This is a genomic window from Rhizobium sp. P1_E6 (assembly GCF_056405875.1).
In genome coordinates this window covers 1-1,370 of sequence record NZ_JBFUBG010000275.1, presented here as the reverse complement: position 1 = coordinate 1,370, position 1,370 = coordinate 1, and the positions used below count along the sequence as shown (strand labels likewise).

The window sequence follows — 1,370 nt, the reverse complement described above, 5'->3', positions numbered from 1 at the left end:
TGCGTTGCTGGAGAGCGGCAAGTCGCGCGGCAAGATCGTTCTCGAGGGTTGGTAGGCCCTCGACTGATCTTATCGGTCCGGCCGCATCCATCGTAAAGCGGCCGGACGGTTCGAACCCTAACGATGCGTCGGCCGCGCGTTCGTGGCGGCATGCTTTCGCGCTGCGCGACCTCGGGCGTTGCGCCCCGAAATACTTGGAGGATCTGATCCCATGAGTGTCACCATTGCCGCGGTATCCGTACCCAAGCCCCCGGCAGATTTGATCGAAGGCTTCCGGAACGCACCCACCGCCGTGATTTCCGATAATCTCGGCCGACTGCCCGGTTCGGTCGGGTTGCGGGCGTTTCATCGCGGCGCCAAGCTGGTCGGCACGGCGTTTACCGTCCGCACGCGACCGGGCGACAATCTCGCGATCCATCAGGCGCTCGAGATGGTCGGGCCAGGCGATGTCATCGTGGTGGATGGCGGTGGCGACGAGACACGTGCGCTTGTCGGCGAGATCATGAAGGAGATCGCCGAGTGGCGTAAGGCAGAGGGGTTCGTCATTGATGGCGCAATCCGGGATGTCGCTGCTTTCGCCACATCCGATTTCCCCTGCTACGCGCGCGCCGTCACACATCGCGGTCCCTACAAGAACGGCCCCGGCGAAATCAACGTCCCTGTATCGATCGGCGGCTGTGTGATTTCGCCCGGCGATATCGTTGTCGGCGACGAGGACGGCCTGGTTTCGTTCCCTGCCGACAACGCGGCGACACTTCTGGCATCCGTACAGGCCCAGATAGCGCGTGAAGAGCAAATGATAAAGACGATCCGCGAAGGTCGATACGAAGGAACCTACGCCCGATCCTGACACGCCTTGAAATGCCAGCCGGTGAATTCTCAGCATGAAGGAACTGCCAATGACGACGCCTACCGTTGCAATCTTTGTCGCCAAACCTGGAGCGGAAGACAAGCTCGAGGCCCTCTTCCGGTCGGTGATCGCCACGACGCTGACTGAGGAAGGCTGTATCAGCTATCAGCTCAACCGCGATCTCRACAATCCTCGTCGCTTCGTCTGGACCGAAGAATGGGAGAGCCGCGCACTTTTGGAGAAGCATGCGGCGGCTCCGCATATCAAAGCGATACTGGCTGAGATCCCGGCGCTGGTTGACAGCGCGGAGGTCATTGCCTTGCAGAAGCTCGACGGCGGGCCGGCATGAGCCCGAATGCTGAGGCGCGCCACGGTCCGGTAAGCCAGCGCGTTTCCGCAATTGGCTGGAGCGCCCGTTCAGATGCTGCATGCGAAGGGGCTGACGCGGGCGGCGCAGAGGATCTCGCGGTCCAACAGGCTGCGACATTCAGGTGAAACCCCGCGCCACAGCGGGCTGGAC

2 protein-coding genes are annotated in these 1,370 nt (G+C 62.2%); both read left to right on the top strand.

The annotated features are described in order from the left end of the window. Window positions 1-211: 211 nt before the first annotated feature. Entirely contained in the window at window positions 212-850 is a 639-nt protein-coding gene (locus AC1D35_RS36175; RefSeq protein ID WP_113335206.1) for an RraA family protein, read from the top strand. Window positions 851-899: 49 nt separating this feature from the next. Next, on the top strand, window positions 900-1,199 hold the full coding sequence (locus AC1D35_RS36170) for a putative quinol monooxygenase (protein ID WP_477942828.1): 300 nt from the start codon (window positions 900-902) through the stop codon (window positions 1,197-1,199). The last annotated feature ends 171 nt before the right edge of the window (window positions 1,200-1,370 follow it).

Excerpts from the sequence above, each read along its gene's own strand:
- AC1D35_RS36175 (WP_113335206.1), top strand. The coding sequence starts at position 212 with ATGAGTGTCACCATTGCCGCGGTATCCGTACCCAAGCCCCCGGCAGAT.